1 protein-coding gene is annotated in these 1967 nt (G+C 72.6%); it reads right to left on the bottom strand.

Annotation, left to right across the window (positions count from 1 at the left end; translation table 11 throughout):
- Nucleotides 1–1907: heavy metal translocating P-type ATPase (locus tag MFF42_RS25155; protein WP_238258707.1), on the bottom strand; the 1907-nt coding region annotated here is incomplete at its 3' end.
- Nucleotides 1908–1967 lie beyond the last annotated feature (60 nt).

The raw sequence follows: 1967 nt of genomic DNA, 5'->3' as shown, positions 1-1967 counted from the left end.
CCCATCGCGATGCCGACGTCGGCCTGGGCCAGCGCCGGTGCGTCGTTGACGCCGTCGCCGATCATCACGACGACGTGCCCGCGGCTCTGGTACTCCTTGACGACCGCGATCTTCTCCTCCGGCAACAGGTCGGCGCGGTAACCCAGGCCGAGCGGTCCGGCGAGCGCAGCGGCGGTGCGAGCGTTGTCGCCCGTCACCAGCTCGAAATGCCGGATGCCGAGCGCCCGCAGCGCGGCGAGGGCGGCCGGCACCGCGGGCCGCTCGGTGTCCGTCGCCGCCAGAACCCCGACAGGGCTGCCATCGCAGGCCACGACCACGAGCGTCTTGCCCGCCGCTTCCAGATCGGCCATCCGCGGCGGTATGTTAAATCCTTCCGGCAGCAGGCGTCTGCCGCCCACGGTGACCGTCGCGCCCGCGATACGCGCCCGCACGCCGTGGCCGGGCATGGCCTCGAAGTGCTCGGGCTCAGCCGGACAGAGCTGGCGTTCGGCCGCCGCCGCTCGCACCGCCTCGGCCAGGGGATGTTCGGAGTAGCGTTCCGCGCCCGCCGCCATCCTCAGCAACCGCTCCTCGCCCGGAGCGCCCGATCCATCGAACGGCACGACGTCCGTGATCCGAGGCCGGCCGAACGTCAGCGTGCCGGTCTTGTCGAGCAGCACCACGTCGGCCCTGGCGAGAGCCTCCAGGTAGCGCCCACCCTTGATCAGGAGACCGCGCCGGGCGGCGCTGCCGATCGACGCGATCATGGCGACGGGCGTGGCCAGCGCGAACGAACAGGAGCAGGCCACCATCAGCACCGCCGCGGTCGCGAGCGCGTTTCCACTCACGAAGAAGGTGGCGGTCGCGACGGCGATGACGACGGGCAAGTACCAGGTCGCGAACGTGTCCGCGATGCGCTGCACGTCGGCGCGGTGTCGGTCGGCCTCCTCGACCATCTTGATGACCCGGCCGAAGGTCGTGTCGACGCCGATGGCGGTCGCTCGGACACGCAGGGCGCCGAGTTGAGCGAAGCTCGCCGCGAAGACGCGCGCGCCGGGGCCCGCTTCGACCGGCATCGACTCGCCGGTGATCGAGGCCTGGTTCACGGTGGCCTGTCCGGCGATGACCTCGCCGTCGACGGGAACCTTCTCGCCCGGGCGCACGACCACGGTCTCGCCGATCCGCACCTCGGCGACCGGCACTTCGATCTCGGACCCGTGGCGCTCGACCCGGGCTTTTTCGGGAGCGAGGCTGGTCAACTCCCTGACGGCGCGGCGTGCGCGCTCGGCGGTGAAATGCTCGACGTAATCGGCGAGCCGCATGAAGAACACGACGATGATCGCGGCCGGCCAAGCGCCCGTGAGCACGGCGGCGCCGAGGCCGACCGTCATGAGGGTGTGCGAGGTCACCCGCCGCCTGAACGCGGCGCGCAGGACGGAACGGAAGATCGGGTAGCCGCCGAGGAGGACCGCCGCGAGCCAGAGCGGCCATGCGACAAACCCGGACAGCCGGTCCAGGAGACCGGACCATTCGGCGAAGACCACGAACCCGACGACAGCCCCCAGGGTCGCGCCGAAGGCGGCGAGCAGACCGGCCGAGAAGCTGGCCATCGTGTTCTGCAGCGCAGGGTCGCGCGCGGCCGAAACGGCGCCGCAGCCGTCGCCGCACCCGCATGCCGGGGCGTCGGCGGCGTCGTGGCCCGGTCGTTCGCTCAGCATGGCTCGGCCTCCGCGCGCGGGGCCGGTATCGGGGCGACACCCCGTGCGGTGCCGGCCGGCCCTGCTTCCGGCAAGCGCAGCGCGACCGCGCCGCCCGGGTCGCGCAGGTCCCGCGGCCGGGCGCTCGGATCCGGTGTCGCCGTGCGGTGCGTCACACCCGCGTGTTTCTGGGCGCCGATGCGGCGGGCAGGGGTATTCGGGGCCATTCACGAAACCGTGCGGAGGGGTGGGGACGAGCGCCCGGACGGGTTCGCCCCCTCAGGAACCGAG

The sequence above is a fragment of the Methylorubrum podarium genome, assembly GCF_022179745.1.
Classification (GTDB): Bacteria; Pseudomonadota; Alphaproteobacteria; order Rhizobiales; family Beijerinckiaceae; genus Methylobacterium; species Methylobacterium podarium.
Note: the sequence above shows the minus strand (reverse complement) of the source record. Positions and strands in the feature narration are given on the sequence as shown.